Origin of the sequence: Klebsiella sp. 141198 (assembly GCF_050600785.1) — a bacterium.
GTDB lineage: Bacteria > Pseudomonadota > Gammaproteobacteria > Enterobacterales > Enterobacteriaceae > Klebsiella > Klebsiella aerogenes.
In genome coordinates, this window is the sequence record NZ_JAQIRM010000018.1 from 1 (window position 1) to 648 (window position 648).

Annotated in this window: 2 tRNA genes and 1 rRNA gene; all 3 read left to right on the plus strand. The window is 48.6% G+C overall.

Annotated features, from left to right (window positions below):
- Nucleotides 1-70, plus strand: a 16S ribosomal RNA gene (locus PGR10_RS25360); the annotation flags it as partial.
- Between the two features lie 71 nt (nt 71-141).
- A tRNA-Ile gene (locus tag PGR10_RS25365) sits at nt 142-218 on the plus strand.
- Nucleotides 219-324: 106 nt separating this feature from the next.
- Nucleotides 325-400, plus strand: a tRNA-Ala gene (locus PGR10_RS25370).
- The last annotated feature ends 248 nt before the right edge of the window (nt 401-648 follow it).

A 648-nucleotide genomic window follows, 5' to 3' on the forward strand; every position in this document is an offset into this window, starting at 1 on the left:
GTGATTCATGACTGGGGTGAAGTCGTAACAAGGTAACCGTAGGGGAACCTGCGGTTGGATCACCTCCTTACCTTAAAGAACCTGCCTTTGTAGTGTCCACACAGATTGTCTGATGAAAATACAGCAGTAAGTAATCTCTGCAGGCTTGTAGCTCAGGTGGTTAGAGCGCACCCCTGATAAGGGTGAGGTCGGTGGTTCAAGTCCACTCAGGCCTACCAAATTCGCTCTCGTGCTTTGTTGTGGCAAAGCTCGCATACTTCAGTATGCTTCGCTTCACCACGCCGCGCCCGAAAACGAATTAAGGTTAAAAGAGATTCATTCGATGGGGCTATAGCTCAGCTGGGAGAGCGCCTGCTTTGCACGCAGGAGGTCTGCGGTTCGATCCCGCATAGCTCCACCATCCTTACTGCAAGAAACAAGAAAACTTCAGAGTGTACCTGAAAAGGTTCACTGCGAAGTTTTGCTCTTTAAAAATCTGGATCAAGCTGAAAATTGAAACGACACACAGTCAATGTGTGTTCGAGTCTCTCAAATTTTCGCAATCAGAAGTGAAACATCTTCGGGTTGTGAGGTTAAGCGACTAAGCGTACACGGTGGATGCCCTGGCAGTCAGAGGCGATGAAGGACGTGCTAATCTGCGAAAAGCGT